General features: G+C 35.1%; 13 protein-coding genes. 9 read left to right on the top strand and 4 right to left on the bottom strand.

The window, feature by feature from the left end; all coding sequences use genetic code 11:
• The first annotated feature begins 21 nt into the window (after positions 1–21).
• The 9 genes from BM361_RS15810 (at position 22) to BM361_RS15770 (ending at position 9,711) form a co-directional block, all read left to right on the top strand.
• A complete protein-coding gene (locus BM361_RS15810; RefSeq protein ID WP_074980067.1) occupies positions 22–1,239 on the top strand; it encodes an O-antigen ligase family protein in 1,218 nt (405 codons plus the stop codon).
• 52 nt (positions 1,240–1,291) lie between these two features.
• Positions 1,292–1,873 (top strand): LbetaH domain-containing protein, encoded by a 582-nt coding sequence (locus BM361_RS15805; RefSeq protein ID WP_038263004.1) that lies wholly within the window; start codon positions 1,292–1,294, stop codon positions 1,871–1,873.
• Between the two features lie 10 nt (positions 1,874–1,883).
• Positions 1,884–2,960 (top strand): glycosyltransferase, encoded by a 1,077-nt coding sequence (locus BM361_RS15800; protein ID WP_074980065.1) that lies wholly within the window; start codon positions 1,884–1,886, stop codon positions 2,958–2,960.
• Positions 2,961–2,969: 9 nt separating this feature from the next.
• Positions 2,970–4,115 carry a glycosyltransferase gene (locus BM361_RS15795; protein ID WP_074980064.1) on the top strand — a complete coding sequence of 382 codons (1,146 nt, stop codon included), beginning with the start codon at positions 2,970–2,972 and terminating at the stop codon, positions 4,113–4,115.
• A 5-nt stretch (positions 4,116–4,120) separates the two neighbouring features.
• Entirely contained in the window at positions 4,121–6,019 is a 1,899-nt protein-coding gene (asnB, locus tag BM361_RS15790; RefSeq protein WP_074980062.1) for an asparagine synthase (glutamine-hydrolyzing), read from the top strand.
• Between the two features lie 116 nt (positions 6,020–6,135).
• Positions 6,136–7,338 carry a glycosyltransferase family 4 protein gene (locus tag BM361_RS15785; RefSeq protein WP_074980061.1) on the top strand — a complete coding sequence of 401 codons (1,203 nt, stop codon included), beginning with the start codon at positions 6,136–6,138 and terminating at the stop codon, positions 7,336–7,338.
• A gap of 21 nt (positions 7,339–7,359) precedes the next feature.
• Positions 7,360–8,025: an acetyltransferase gene (locus tag BM361_RS15780; protein WP_074980060.1), complete on the top strand. Its 666-nt coding sequence runs from the start codon at positions 7,360–7,362 to the stop codon at positions 8,023–8,025.
• Positions 8,026–8,049: 24 nt separating this feature from the next.
• Positions 8,050–8,667: a sugar transferase gene (locus tag BM361_RS15775; protein ID WP_074980059.1), complete on the top strand. Its 618-nt coding sequence runs from the start codon at positions 8,050–8,052 to the stop codon at positions 8,665–8,667.
• A 9-nt stretch (positions 8,668–8,676) separates the two neighbouring features.
• On the top strand, positions 8,677–9,711 hold the full coding sequence (locus BM361_RS15770; protein WP_074980057.1) for an ATP-grasp domain-containing protein: 1,035 nt from the start codon (positions 8,677–8,679) through the stop codon (positions 9,709–9,711).
• Here the strand turns inward: BM361_RS15770 and BM361_RS15765 are convergent.
• The 4 genes from BM361_RS15765 to BM361_RS15750 all read right to left on the bottom strand — a co-directional run bounded on the left by BM361_RS15765 (position 9,704) and on the right by BM361_RS15750 (position 14,581).
• Positions 9,704–11,020 carry a phenylacetate--CoA ligase family protein gene (locus BM361_RS15765; protein ID WP_074980055.1) on the bottom strand — a complete coding sequence of 439 codons (1,317 nt, stop codon included), beginning with the start codon at positions 11,018–11,020 and terminating at the stop codon, positions 9,704–9,706. The two genes, BM361_RS15770 and BM361_RS15765, sit on opposite strands and share 8 nt — an antisense overlap.
• 27 nt (positions 11,021–11,047) lie before the next feature.
• Positions 11,048–11,404 carry a hypothetical protein gene (locus BM361_RS15760; RefSeq protein WP_139226738.1) on the bottom strand — a complete coding sequence of 119 codons (357 nt, stop codon included), beginning with the start codon at positions 11,402–11,404 and terminating at the stop codon, positions 11,048–11,050.
• The gene (locus tag BM361_RS15755; RefSeq protein WP_254785854.1) at positions 11,401–12,672 is read right to left on the bottom strand and encodes a tyrosinase family protein; all 1,272 of its coding nucleotides are present in this window, start codon (positions 12,670–12,672) and stop codon (positions 11,401–11,403) included. Before BM361_RS15755 ends, BM361_RS15760 begins: the two co-directional genes overlap by 4 nt.
• Positions 12,673–12,775: 103 nt before the next feature.
• A complete protein-coding gene (locus tag BM361_RS15750; protein ID WP_074980052.1) occupies positions 12,776–14,581 on the bottom strand; it encodes a fibronectin type III domain-containing protein in 1,806 nt (601 codons plus the stop codon).
• Between the last annotated feature and the right edge of the window lie 179 nt (positions 14,582–14,760).

Below are 14,760 nucleotides of genomic sequence, written 5' to 3'. Positions count from 1 at the left end.
ATTCTTCTTAAAAACAATTTTATGAAATATATTCTTGCATTATTATTAATTTTATTTGCATCCTATTCGGATATATTTTTATACCGTATACACATTAATCCTGCGCCACCATCCCAGCTATTAATCCCATTATTTTTAGCCGTATTCATACTCACCTATCCACTTAAATCTTTTATTGATATTGTTAAATCACATACCTTTAAATTCTTATTGTTTCTTTTTCTTTTATCCGTGGTATATGCCGCATTCTCTGAGGCAAGTCAAGAGATTCTGATTTCAAAAATTTCACTTAATTTAATCACGCTTTTGTTTTACTCCTTTTCTTTACACTTTTTTAGGACTGAAAACAGGCAAACCAAGCTTATAGTTTTGGTAGTCTCCTTTATTGTATTGTCGGTAAGTATATGGTTCGATTTCCTTATTGGCCTTCCTGAATACAGTACTAAATTGGCAGAAAGTGTTAGAAAGGGTGGATTTGGAGAAAATCCGAACCAAGCCGCTTCGGGGGTTAAATTTCTTGCACTATCGATTCTTAGCCTTATTTTTATGCAAACCACCAAAAAATATTTGGTAGTTGCTTTATTGGTTGCCACCGTTTTTATCACCCTATCCAGAAGTGGAATTGTTTCGGTAATTCTGATTCTTATTTTGGTAAATATTAATAACTGGAATCCGCGTTTTGAAATTACCCTGGATAAACTTTTTAAGAGTTTTTTCAAAATGATTTTCCTGTTCTCTCTACTCTATATAGCACTTTTATCGTTATCGGATGTAATCAAAACGAATTTTCCAGCATTCACCAGAGGTGCAGCCGGTGAACGTTTGGATATGATTCTGGGTAAAAGCGATAAAGGGGTTATTGAAGAAGATACGCATGCCAGAGGTGGCAGAGGCGCTTTATTTATAAAATATTTGAATGAATTCATGGAGGAACCGCTTGGGCATGGAACAGGATATACCACAGATCAAAATTTCAATTCTTTAAATACTCATAATTATTATCTCTTTCTTGCTGTTAATTTAGGAATCATTGCATTAGGAGCTTATTTATTTTACATTCTTTTTGGCTTCAGGCTTTCCCTTCGATATGATCTGTTTTTCTATTTCATATTTTGGACCCTTATTTTTTTTGAAGGCTTTATATCACATGGTATGCTATACGAACGTCCTATTATAATTTGTTTGGCATTTTTTGATAGTATGATTTATAAAGGAATTAACCATGAACTCAACGAATAAATTCTGAATTACTTCTCAAAATATCAGAACTTTATGCTTAAAGCTTAATGTTTTGATCGATTCAAAAAGAAAATATAAAGAATATCTCGATTGCGATAAGAATGCCTTAGGTCTTCGGAATCATAATGCATTTTCAAGAGTTAAGGAATTCATGGCTCCCAACGCTATATGGGGCTTTCAAAAGTTGTTAAGAAAGGTTGAATATTACAAGAACTGTAAAAAAGGTCCTTTTAATCGGGTCTATTACTATTATCTAAAATACAGGTTCAGAAAGCGATCGATGAGACTGGGATTTTCCATCCCGGAAAACGTTTTTGGTCCCGGATTAGCCATTGTTCATTATGGTACCATTGTTATTAATAGTAATGCTAAAGTTGGAGCAAATTGTAGAATTCATGCCTGTACTAATATAGGAGCTTCAGGAGGAAATCCTGAAGCTCCCCAATTAGGAAATAACGTTTATATAGCTCCGGGGGCAAAAATATACGGAAACATAAATATTGCAAATAACATTGCAATAGGAGCTAATGCTGTTGTCCATAAATCTTTTGAAGAAGAAGGGATTTTGATTGCAGGTAATCCTGCGAAGAAAATAAAGGATATTGACATTAAAAGAATTATAAAACATATTTAAAGGGTACTCTATGAATAAGGAGAAAATAAAAATTGTATTTGTAATTCCATCATTGGTTGCAGGGGGAGCTGAACGAGTTATTTCATTTGTATCTCAACATATTAGCAAAGACAAATTTGAGGTCCGTTTGCTGGTAATAGGTTTTAAGAAAGATACGGTTTATACTGTAAAAAATGTTCAAGTAGATTACCTTGACCAGGAAAGGGTGTTATATGCTATTCCAAAGATAATACAATATTTCACCAGGTATAAGCCTAATATTGTGGTGAGTTCCATTTCCCATTTAAATACAGTAATGGCCCTGGTTTCGCCTTATTTTAGGAACGTCAAATTTGTAGGAAGAGAATCTACCATTTTAAACCAAAGAAAGGACAAGGGTAAAAAAAGGTTCTGGCAACGTTTTTCCATTTTTAAAAACCAACACCACAAACTTGATAGAATCATTTGTCAATCTTCAGACATGGCTCAAGACCTCATCAACAACTCCCAGGTACCCGCAAATAAAATTGTAATTATAAACAATCCTATTTCCAAAATAGGAAACCTGAAAAAAAACCTGGAGGCTGAGCGGGATAATACCCCATCCAAATACATAACTATTGGAAGGTTAACTCAGGTTAAAGGACATTTAAGACTTTTAGAAATATTATCGCAGCTCGATGATGATTTTATATACACGATTGTTGGTGATGGGGAGCTGAAAGACCAGATATTTCAAAAAGCCAATGATTTAGGTCTGCAAGATAAAATTACGCACATCCCCTACACAGACAAGACGGATCAAATACTGGCCAGTAATGATATGTACTTACAAGGATCCTATATCGAAGGATTTCCAAATGCCACTCTTGAAAGCTGTGTGGCTGGTGTACCCGTAATTGCTTTTAATGCACCCGGTGGTACAAAAGAAATAATTGAAAACAATATTAACGGATTTATTGTAGACTCTTCAAAGGATTTTTTAAAATGTTTACAGGCGAAAAACACCTGGAATCCGGAGCAAATCAGGAGTTCAGTAGTTGAAAAATTCAGCACTGATAAAATCATAAAACAATATGAAGATTTATTTATTGAAATTAATAATTAATGTTTCACGATGAGTTCTAAACCTAACTTATGTATTCTAAACACCAGCTTAAGTAGTGGTGGTGCGGAAAAAGTTATTAGTTTACTTTTGAAAAAACTTGTCAATGACTTTAAGGTAACTCTTGTTTTATTTTATAACGATATTCATTTTCAAATCCCTGAGGCGGTTGAAACGGTGCTTTTAAGCGAAGAAAAACCACCTAAATCATGGCGCAAAAGAATAGTAAACTTTTATGATTTCTATAAAAAGTATAACGCCTTAATTAAAAGGGAAAGGATAGATTACTCCATTTCATTTCTTGCGTTTCCAAATTTTATAAATGCCTTGGCTTCTTCAAACAATCCTGGTATTAAAACGATTATAAGTGAAAGAGGATATCCATCTGATAATACTTCCAGTAAGACCTCAGCATATATTTCCAAAGTGTTCTACCCTATTTTATATAATAAATGCGATAAGTTATTCTCCAATTCCGTTCATATCAATGAAGATTTAAATAAAAATTTTGGAGTTAAAATTCCTTTGGAAGTAATTTACAATCCTGTCGAAGAACCACTTAGAAAGATTGCTTCCAACGATTTACTAAATACAAATAGTTCCTTTAGTATTATAAATGTTGGATCTGTTAATATTCGAAAAAACCAACAGATGATTATCAAAGCTGTTGCGAAATTAAATCATCATTCACACCTCAATATTTTAGGTGACGGAGATTTAATTAATGAATTAAAAAAGCTGTCAAATGATTTAAATGTATCCTCTAAAGTTGCTTTCGAAGGCAAAGTAAGTAACGTTAATTCATATTTATGTAAAAGTCACTGTTTTGTACTGTCTTCATTTACCGAAGGCTTTCCAAACGCCCTTTTAGAAGCCTTAGCTGTCGGCCTGCCATGTATTTCCACCAATTGCCTTTCCGGTCCTTTGGAAATGCTTAATGATAATGAGCCGGTTTTCATTGAAGAAGGTGAATTTCATAAAGCCAAATATGGAATTCTGATTAACAACAATGATATACAAGGTTTAGTAAATGCCTTAAAGTATTTAGAAGAAAACGAAATGGAAAGGGTTCATTATAGTCAATTAGCCATTGAGCGTTCAAAAGAATACTTTACAGAAAACATATATCAAAAATTCTATAAGTTTATTATTAATTAAAAATTATGTGTGGAATAAACGGATTTATTGAATTAAATACAGCTTCAAAAGATTATGTCGCTCTTATAAACTCCATGAATGATTTAATTATTCATCGTGGACCGGATGATGATGGTATTTACATTCATAAAAACTCAGATCAGGTTATTGGTATGGGGATGCGGAGACTATCGATTATTGACCTTCATACGGGGAGTCAACCCATTCACTCCGACGACCATAATTGCACTATAGTTTTTAATGGAGAGATCTATAATTTTTTGGAATTAAGACATCAATTGAAAGATGTTGGAATTTCGTTTAATACCACCAGTGATACAGAGGTAATTTTAAAACTTTATGAGTATTATGGAGAAGATTCCTTTAAACTCCTGGATGGTATGTTTGCGTTTAGCATTCATGACAAAAAGAAAAATAAAATCTTTATCGCGCGTGACTTTTTCGGTGAAAAACCATTGTATTATACTAAAACTGCTGAAGGTCTCATCTGGAGTTCAGAACTTAAATCGCTTGTAAAAATATTGCCTGAAAAGCCTGCCATTTCTAAAACAGGCCTTGAACTATTTTTTAGACTGACCTATATTCCCGCCCCTTTTACCATTTATCAACAGATAAATAAGCTTGAAAGCAACCACTATATTTGTTTCGACTTAAATAATAACACAATAGAAGTCCGACCTATTAGTCGTCCTCCTCGCATTCCCAAAAATGATATCAGTTTCAAAGATGCTAAATTAAAGACCCGTGAACTGGTTTACGATAGTGTGATTAGTCGGTCCGTTTCAGATGTTCCTATAGGGACCTTTCTTTCAGGAGGTGTAGATTCTTCGATTGTTTCCCTATGTCTATCAAAGTATAAATCGACTCCTATAGATACCTTTTCTATAGGGTTTGAAAAGAAGTCTTATGACGAAACAGACAAATCTCAGACCGTAGCTAAATTAATCGGCAGTCACCATCACGAATTTATCATTAATGAAAAAGACCTGCAGGAAGATGTGCATCGAATTCTTTTAAACTTTGACGAGCCCTTTGCTGACTCCTCATCACTGCCAACATTTATGGTATCTAAAAAGACCAGCGATTATGTAAAAGTTGCTTTAACAGGAGACGGAGGAGATGAATTATTTGGAGGGTATAACAAATATTATATGGGTAAGTTAAATAAAAGATATACCCAAATTATCCCTGAAAAAATACATAGCAGGTTATTGAGTGCTACAGCCCCTTTGTTAAATGACAAAGACGACTCCAGGGGAATCAAATATAAAATGAAAAGGCTTTTAAATTCTGTTGATTACAGCGATGCCTTTTATTGGGATATCATTTCATTAGGGTATACGGCTAATACCATTCATCAATATTTAAAACCATCTTATCTTTCTGAAGAACTATTCGAGCAATTTAAAACCCATTCCGGAATACAGAAACCAACCACTTTAACCGACTATAGAATTATAGATAAACATGTAAGTTTGGAAGGTGATATGTTGGTAAAGGTAGACAGAACCAGTATGCTTAATTCCCTCGAATGCAGGGCTCCATTTTTAAACAAAACATTATGGGAATATACCCATAGTCTTCCGGAATCCTTTCTAATGAAGGGTTGGAATAAAAAATACATATTAAAAGAAGCTTTTAAAGATGATTTTCCTAAAGGTTTCCTGGATAAAAGTAAGAGTGGGTTCGGAGTTCCGGTGGGTGACTGGTTGAGAAAATCCTTAAAAAATGAATTACTATCATATGCTGAGGATTCACAATTAAAGACCCAGAATATATTTAACACAAGAGCAATTCAGGAACTGGTACATGACCATGTGGATAGCAAAGCGGATAATACTTTTAAAGTATGGACCTTTTATTGTTTTCAAAAATGGTATTATAACACCTACCTGAAATTATAAAGTGTTCGAATGAAAACACTTAATCGACAAAAATGCGCATCAATCTAATTGATTGAGAGGTTCGTCCTTATTTCAAGTATCTTTATGATAGTCACGTAAAATACTGTGAAACGGGTATGAATCCTAAAAAAAAATTAATTAGAATAACCACTGTTCCAAATTCATTGGGGGTCCTTCTGAGAGGACAACTTAAATTTATGAGGGATCACTTCGATGTTATAGGTATTTCATCAAAAGGGAATAAAAACAGGTTAAAAGAAATTGGAAAAGCAGAAGGAATTAAAACCTATGCTGTGGAAATGACCCGTAAAATCACTCCTTTTAAAGACATAAGGAGTGTTTACCTTCTTTATAAAATCTTTAAAAAAGAAAAACCTTTTATTGTACATAGCCACACGCCCAAAGCGGGAACGGTAGCCATGCTGGCTGCGAAAATGGCAGGGGTCCCTCATCGTTTACATACCATAGCGGGATTACCACTGGTGGAAGCCAAAGGCTTTAAAAGAACTTTGTTAAACACTGTAGAGAGATTCACCTATTCTTGTGCTACTAAAATATATCCAAATTCAACTGGCTTAATGGATATTGTCCTGGAACATGGTTTTACTAATGAAGACAAGTTAAAAATAATTGGGAAGGGAAGCTCTAATGGCATCGATACTCAATATTTTGACCCTTTACACTACGATGAAGCCTTTAAAAATGATTTAAGAAATCAATTGAAAATAGGGGCTAATGATTTTGTTTTTGTTTTCGCAGGCAGACTTGTAAGAGATAAAGGAATCAACGAACTGGTTGCAGCCTTCAATAAACTCAATAAAAGGTATCCAAAATGTAAATTACTCTTGTTAGGGAGTTATGAAAAGAAGTTAGACCCGCTTAAGCCCGAAACGGAATCGATTATTTACACCAATGATAATATAAAATTTGATGGATGGAAAGACGATGTACGCCCTTATTATGCAATTTCAAATGCCCTGGTCTTCCCAAGCTACAGAGAAGGATTTCCTAATGTTGTATTACAAGCAACAGCCATGGGGTTAGCAAGTATTGTAAGTGACATCAATGGATGTAATGAAATTATCACTCATGATTTAAATGGCCTTATCATACCTGTTAAGGATGAGCAAAGCATATATTTTTCAATGGAATATTTTTTAAATCATCCGGAAGAAGTAGACAGAATGGCTCAAAATGGCAGAAAACATGTGTTAGCCAACTATAAACAAGAATATGTTTGGGAGTGCTTGTTAAATGAATATACCAGTTTAGAAAATAATTACGATCACCTCATGAATACAGAAACAGATATTAATTAATACTTAAGCTATTAATGATCAATGAAAAACATAATAATTGTTGGAGCTTCAGGACATGCTAAAGTAATAATAGACATTATTGAATTACAAGAAGAATTCAATATAGTCGGACTCATAGACTCATTTAAGCCTGTAGGAACGGAGGTCTGTGGATATGAAATAATAGGTACAGAGAATGACTTACCAAGGCTAATCGATACTTTAAATTTAACAGGAGGTATTATTGCTATTGGAGATAATTATACTCGTAAACAGATGGCAGATAAAATCAAAATTAGTAATCCGGAGTTTTCCTTTTATTCAGCTATACACCCAAATGCAACCATTGGAAAGGGTGTTAGCATTGGTAATGGATCTGTTGTGGTTGCCGGTGCCATAATAAACGCTGACAGTACTATTGGAGATTTTTGTATTGTAAATACCAATGCATCTGTTGGGCACGAATGTATTATGAAAGACTATTCAAGTATGGCGCCCGGATCTACCTTAGGTGGAAATAGTAATGTAGGATTATGTACCTCTGTCTGTTTGGGAGCTAATATTATCCATGGCATTGACATTGGATCACATTGTATTATTGGAGCCGGATCTACTGTTGTTAAACCTGTTGAAGACCTGGTAATGGTTTATGGCGTGCCTGGCAGAGTCATTAAGAACCTGGAAAAAGGAGCGCAATATTTAAAGTAAAAATATTTTAATATATCAATAAAAATGTATAAAAAATATATCAAAAGAATATTGGATTTCACGGCAGCTCTTTGCGGGCTTATAATACTAATACCTATTATTCTGTTGATTACAATTGTATTGCTTTTTGTAAATCGAGGTAAACCACTTTTTTTCCAGGAACGTCCCGGTAAAAATGAACGCATCTTTAAAATCTATAAATTTAAAAGTATGACTGATGAGACAGATGCAAATGGAAATCTTTTACCTAATGATGAAAGAGTTACAAAATTCGGAACCTTTCTTAGAAAGTCTTCTTTGGATGAAATACCCCAGTTGTTCAATGTATTAATTGGTGATATGAGTTTGATTGGTCCGCGTCCACTGCGGGTACATTACCTACCCTATTACAAAAAATCGGAGCGCATCAGACATTCGGTAAGACCTGGGATAACCGGACTGGCGCAGGTATCTGGCAGAAACCTGTTAAGCTGGGATGACAAATTAGAAAAAGACATTGAATACGTAGAAAACATCTCTTTTAAAAACGATTTTGAAATTTTGATAAAAACTTTTAAAAAAGTCATCGCCCCCTCAGACATTGATTTTGAACCTCATATGTTAGACCTGGATACCTATAGAAAATTAAACAACCAACTATAACCAAGCATAATGACCCATTCACAAAACAACAATCTTAATATTCTATTTACCTGCGCAGGAAGAAGAAACTATCTGATACGATATTTTAAAGAAGCCCTCAACGGAAATGGTAAAGTAATTGCAGCCGATATGCAACTTAATGCTCCTGCAATTGTAGAGGCTGATTGCGGAGTTCTGGTCCCTAATATATATGATGCTCAATATATATCTGAACTTCTAAAAATTGCTGATGAATATCGAGTAGACGCAATTATTTCCCTGAATGATCTGGAGCTTCCGATTTTATCGAAAAACATTAACCAATTCATCAATAAAGGTATTAAGGTAATCGTATCAAGTCCGGAAGTCATTGATATTGCATTTGATAAATACAGAACTTATAATTATATCAAATCATTGGGGCTCAATGCTCCTAAAACCTACCTAAATCTTGTTACTGCGGAGAAAGCACTAGAAACCAATGAAATATCATTCCCTGTTGTGCTAAAACCCCGATGGGGAAGCGCTTCACTAGGCATTGAATTCCCTGAAAATCCTGAAGAATTAAGACTAGCTTATGAACTTGTTAAATTAAAGCTTAAAAGATCTATTTTAAAAAATGTCAGTGAGAAGGACCTGGATCATGCCATTCTTATACAGGAAAAAATTAATGGTAAAGAGTATGGGATGGACGTTTTGAATAATTTCGATGGATCCTATATTGGGACTTTTGCCCGGGAAAAACTTTGTATGCGTTCGGGAGAAACAGACAAAGCTATTTCTGTGATAGATTCAAATTTAGAAGGTATTGGATCCGTTTTAGGAAGTAATTTAAAGCATGTTGGCAGTATGGACTGTGATATTTTATTTGATAGTGATAAACATTATGTTCTGGAATTGAATCCTCGATTTGGAGGTGGATACCCTTTTTCTCATGAAGCAGGGGTTAATACAGCTTCAATTTATGTCTCATGGCTCAATGGAAATTCAAATATTAAACAATTCATTAATTATAAGGAAGGATTGTGTTTTTCTAAATATGATAAGCTAATGCCTATCAATTAACAGGTATTTTATTCACAACCACCTTTCTTTTACCAGAGGACAGTAATGGTATATCGTCTACGTACTCAAAATTTATTTGGGCATCATTTCCTAAATGTATTTTAAACTCATTCTTTATTTGGTCTTCACTATTGAACTCTGCTGCCACCTTAAATTTGAAGGTATATTGATTCACATCGTTCTGAATAAATTGATATTGGTGAATATGAGGATATTTCAATAAATGATAAACTACATATGATGAAATATGTTGTCCTTTCGTATTAAAAATCATGTCGGCCCTTCTTCCCTCCACCTTTTTTAAGACGGAGTAGTTTATACCATTTTCAACCTTAGATTCCATAACCCCAAGATCACCCGTATCATATCGAATCATCGGCATGGCATAATTAAATAAGTCAGTAATTACTATTCTCCCCAAACACCCATCTGGCAATGGTCTATCTTCATTAAAATCCAATATCTCAATAATAAAACTGGCAGTATTAATATAATATTCCTGTCCCTTACCCATGATCTCCTGAGACAATATTCCATTTTCAACATTCGAATACCTGGAAATTAACTGAGTACCAAAATAATCTGAAATAATTTCTCTGGCTCTATCACTTATTCCTTCGGCAATAGATAAAATGGAGGTCACCTTAAAGTCGGCTTTTGGAGGCTCTTGCCTGTCAATATAGCTAGCGATTTTTTCTAATGCTGAAGCATAGCTAATAATATTGACATTGCCTTTTTCATTTTTAATATCATTAATTAATTTATCTATGTCTTTATCTGTTAGTTTTGAAACAGGGTGCATTACGATATTCTTAAGCCAGGTTTCTAACTTTCCCCGGGTATTATATTGGTCCCAATGCCTTAAATAATAAAGTTTCTCCCCTATTGTATATCCTGCTTTCTCGGCAAAAAACAAGGTGTCCGCAGCATTGCGATTTTTCTTATTCTTATCCTGTAAAACCTTAAAGGGAGTACCTGTAGAACCACTGGTATACACTTGTTGTAAGTCACTTTTATCGAATTTATCTGAAATGAAATCTGCATAAGACTCCCGTATGATGTTTTTATTGATTACCTTAAAGTCTTGTAACGATTTTGCGTCGCTGTATTGTTTATAATGCGTTACTGAAGTAATTGCATGTACTATAAGTTTATTCAAATTATCATTGATAATATGAGGTATCTCAATATTAGATTCTTCTCCATCAAATATAATCTTTATCTCCCTGTAATGTTTTCTTATAGCCCCTCCTTTGAGGAAGTCATAGATCCACAAACAATTTTTTCTAAAATTTTTAAAAACATCCATCTTTAAAACAATTGGTTTATTTGGTATTTATTTAATTTCTATTTGCTTAAATACTATTAACCGCTTATCTATTTTTACCTCATTAATCAAAAAATAAATCGTATCCACATCCTTGGGTAAGGAAACATAACTACCCATATTTATGTTTTTACATGATAAATAAAGCATGGGGTTTTTTACTTCATTTTGAATATTTTTCAGTGTAATGAACGCTGTACTATCCATGGGTTTAATTTGCCCAAAAGGGGTAGAATATATCATTACATTATTTAATTCCTCATTCGTATTATTAACAACTCTAACCACCAATGTTTGCTGCATCAAACAAGGTTCCTGCCACAAAAAAAGTAAGCCCGTAACTATAATAAAACGAAGGCTTATCATGACTTTATAAGTTGGACTTTGTGTAGAACAACCCCGTTATTATCAACAACATTCAGTATATAAACTCCTGAGGCCAGGTTTCTCAAATCATTCAGATTTAGAACACTTTTATCTCTAAATACTTCAGATTTAACTTGTTGTCCAGCCATATTATAAAGTACAATCCTGCCGGAATGTGTGTTTTGACCCAAACGAATGTTTACTGACTCCAGAAAAGGGTTTGGATATACTTCAATATCAGAACTGTCATCCCCTAACTTTTTACCCTCAAAATCTACCATTCTCATCGATGGTAACGCCTCAAACTTCTTTGTATTTCTAACGATAGAGGAACCAGATGTTCTGGCCTGTGTATTGTCAATTTGGGCTCTGAAATCCGATCCGGAAGCTGCTACAAACCCTGGCAACATGACGATTTCATTTACTGAGGTAATTCTGCAGCTGGTATTAGCCGGAATTTCAAAACCATCCCTGACTTCAATTAAAAACTGATAGTAAAAATTTTCTATTGCATTGTAGGTGTTAGAAACCGTATAATCATCTAAAACCGCAAGTCCATCCTCTGCATAAAAGACGCCAAAAGCTCTGGGGTCTATTATGTTATTGGGATTTACAAGCGGTAAGGTCTGTCCGTCAAAGACATAAGTTCCATCATATCGAAGCATTGAGGTTCTTATAAATGATGAGTTTTGATGAATAGCCTCCCAATCGGCCCATACTTTATCAATAAAGGTGTGGTGGAGGTAAAAGACCGGATCTCTCGGAGAAGCTGTAGTTGGCATTGCTCCACCCGTCCATCTATGAGGTCCTGCATGAATATTTCCTCGCTCTGTATCGTCTGAAAAAATTAGATAATCACTTATGCCTAATAAAGTGTTCAATTCAGCTATAGTTCCTAATTCACCATTTCCTCCCAGGTTTCTGTTAAGTCCCCAATCATCATCGAACTGCCCCATAAAGTTTTCATCCCATAAAGGTGAATTGACTGACTGATCTACCGTTGAATCCCAATAAGGAATAGAAATATTGGGATTAATATCTTGCATGGCCTGCTCCACTTCAAACATTTGCATACGATGCCAGGCAAAAAAGATATCCCTTTCAGGTTCATCAGGTAAGTTAAAATGAATATCTAATCGGGTAGGGTCGGCTGTATTATCGAAATTAAAGAAATCACTGTGAAAGGTAGCTAAATCATTTATCAGGTCAGCCCCGTTTCGAAGCTGATAAAACGCATTCACAAGGGCATCTCGCTCCGCCTGGGTCATTTCGGTATAATTTTTTCTTATACTTTGAGAAAAAACCAGGGGGCTTGAAATTAAGAAAAATAACAGTAATAGTCTACATGTCCGTTTCATATGATTTTGTGACTTAATACTTTTTATCACTATTCTTCATTTGTTTCTCCATAAGCTTTAACTTCTCAAGGAGCAATAAATTCTGCGCTTTTAAAAGATCTAATTCTTTTTGTTGTTGAATGGTGTAAAGAGTCAACTCTTCTATTTTTTCCAATAGCATTCCACTCATATCTCCTAGTTCGATCCCATTTTCCTGAATGTAGGATGCACTTGGAATATTTTTTAAATGTCGATTCTTCTGAATGTAGGCTTCTACCTGATAGATACTCATAAGGTCATAGCCTTCATTAAAGACATAATCCGGCCAGTTTCCCTGTAAAGCCACCCTCACCTCTTCTGATAGAATATCTCCCGCTACAGCCAATCTAAAACCTCTTGTGTTCGTGGTTCCTATTCCTATGTTTCTATTAGCAAACAAATCTCTGGCCGTCCAGTCGACCGTTGGCAAATTTGAATTTTCTGAGGTGTAATCTGTAAATTGAGCACTTTGCGTATTAACCGTATGTATATTACTCGCATTAGATACATTCCCAGCAGCGTCCCTCGCCCTGACTGTAAAATCATAGGAAGTATCCGGTGTCAATGAATTCACATTAAAATTTGTCCCGCCACCAGAAAAACCAATACTCTGACCGTCCTGAAAAACTTGATAGTTAGTGACCCCCACATTGTCGGTAGAAGCATTCCAACTGAGTGTAGTAGATGTACTCGTCGTATTATTTGACGATAAATTAGTAGGAGCGGTTGGTGCTTGTGTATCGGCGGCATTTAAGGTTGTAACTGTATGAACATTACTGGAAGGTGAAACATTCCCGGCTGCATCTCTGGCAAATACCGTAAAGTCATAAGAAGTGTTGGCTGTTAACCCCGAAACATTAAAAGTGGTGTTTCCTCCTGATAATCCAATACTCACTCCATCCTGAAAAACTTGATAATCAGTAACCCCCACATTATCTGTAGCAGCATTCCAGTTCAAGGTTGTAGTTGTCGTTGTGGTATTATTGGAACTCAGGTTAGTAGGTGCCGTGGGTGCCTGGGTATCATTAGCATTGTTGGTCGTAACCGTATGTACATTACTTGAGGGTGATACATTACCCGCAGCATCCCTGGCAAATACCGTAAAATCATAAGCGGTATTAGCTGATAATCCGGTAACGTTAAAGGTGGTATTGCCACCTGATAGTCCAATACTAACTCCATCCCGGAACACCTCATAGTTGGTTACCCCAACATTATCTGTAGCAGCATTCCAATTTAGAGTCGTGGTGGTACTTGTCGTATTACTGGAAGTTAAATTGGCAGGCGCAGTTGGAGCTTCATTATCATTACTTTGTAAAGTTATAGACACCGCATCTATGTATACATTATCTCCAGGAGTTGCTCCGGACAAAGGGCTACAATATACCCGAATTATGGGGCTTGTATTGGTTGCCGTTAAGGTCCATGTATATTCCGTCCAGTTGGTGCCTGAAATAACTGTGGTTGTAAATCCGTTAAAACCTACCCAGTTGGCAAACGCCGGTAAGTTTCCCTGATCTCCTTCCCTGGCCCAAATACTTATATCATAGACTTCTCCAACAACAGCCGGGAACGTATAACTCATTAATCTACCATTAGATCCGGTAGATACGGATAAGATCGAAAAATTTCCATCAACGGCAGAAACGTTGCTCGATGTCATATTTGAATTTGATGTCCATCCGGTCGTAGCATTCGACTCATTCTCGATAGATGCTGCATTCGACTGGGTATGAAGATTTTGTGAGTATAATACGCCAACCCAACTTAGCAATAGGAATATTGTAAGTTTTAATTTCATTTTGAATATGAATTAACACAAATAACATTTGTTGATTAAACAATAGCACCTTATAAAATTACTCATTAGGATACTATTAATCAGATATTTGCTTCAAAATTCAAAAAAAAACGATAAAAGGCGGGGGGGGTGAATACCCCTATCAAATGAGGTTTTAAAACGCTGAAAATATATGATGT

The sequence above is a fragment of the Zhouia amylolytica genome (assembly GCF_900116365.1).
Lineage (GTDB): Bacteria > Bacteroidota > Bacteroidia > Flavobacteriales > Flavobacteriaceae > Zhouia > Zhouia amylolytica.
This window is presented reverse-complemented; position numbering and strand designations above follow the sequence as displayed.

Coding starts and splice junctions, on each gene's coding strand:
- BM361_RS15785 (WP_074980061.1), top strand. CDS start 6,136: ATGAATCCTAAAAAAAAATTAATTAGAATAACCACTGTTCCAAATTCA.
- BM361_RS15765 (WP_074980055.1), bottom strand. CDS start 11,020: ATGGATGTTTTTAAAAATTTTAGAAAAAATTGTTTGTGGATCTATGAC.
- BM361_RS15800 (WP_074980065.1), top strand. CDS start 1,884: ATGAATAAGGAGAAAATAAAAATTGTATTTGTAATTCCATCATTGGTT.
- BM361_RS15775 (WP_074980059.1), top strand. CDS start 8,050: ATGTATAAAAAATATATCAAAAGAATATTGGATTTCACGGCAGCTCTT.
- BM361_RS15755 (WP_254785854.1), bottom strand. CDS start 12,672: ATGACCCAGGCGGAGCGAGATGCCCTTGTGAATGCGTTTTATCAGCTT.
- BM361_RS15750 (WP_074980052.1), bottom strand. CDS start 14,581: ATGAAATTAAAACTTACAATATTCCTATTGCTAAGTTGGGTTGGCGTA.
- BM361_RS15795 (WP_074980064.1), top strand. CDS start 2,970: ATGAGTTCTAAACCTAACTTATGTATTCTAAACACCAGCTTAAGTAGT.
- BM361_RS15780 (WP_074980060.1), top strand. CDS start 7,360: ATGAAAAACATAATAATTGTTGGAGCTTCAGGACATGCTAAAGTAATA.
- BM361_RS15770 (WP_074980057.1), top strand. CDS start 8,677: ATGACCCATTCACAAAACAACAATCTTAATATTCTATTTACCTGCGCA.
- BM361_RS15810 (WP_074980067.1), top strand. CDS start 22: ATGAAATATATTCTTGCATTATTATTAATTTTATTTGCATCCTATTCG.
- asnB (WP_074980062.1), top strand. CDS start 4,121: ATGTGTGGAATAAACGGATTTATTGAATTAAATACAGCTTCAAAAGAT.
- BM361_RS15760 (WP_139226738.1), bottom strand. CDS start 11,404: ATGATAAGCCTTCGTTTTATTATAGTTACGGGCTTACTTTTTTTGTGG.